Below are 250 nucleotides of genomic sequence, written 5' to 3' on the forward strand. Positions count from 1 at the left end.
GACCGTTCGGTCCGGTTGATCGCCGCGAGCAAGAACGCCGGGTAGTCGAAGGGATGGCAGGCCGTGTCGAGTGCATCGTGTAGTAACGCCCGCAATGCCTCCGATGTCGAGGCCATCACCGTCGGAGCCGGCCGCAGGACCAGTCGCGCCGGGTCGTGGACCTCACGATCGATGTGATCATCACGACGGACGAAGGCGCTGTGCAACGTGCCGTGCCTGCTGATCAGTAGTCGGTAGGCGTGCTCGAGAG

1 protein-coding gene is annotated in these 250 nt (G+C 64.4%); it reads right to left on the reverse strand.

What is annotated here, in order from left to right; translation table 11 throughout:
- A partial coding sequence (locus SB717_RS38220) for a hypothetical protein (RefSeq protein WP_410908408.1) occupies positions 1-250 on the reverse strand: 250 nt, incomplete at both ends.

The organism is Priestia sp. SIMBA_032 (assembly GCF_046535215.1).
GTDB lineage: Bacteria > Bacillota > Bacilli > Bacillales > Bacillaceae_H > Priestia > Priestia aryabhattai.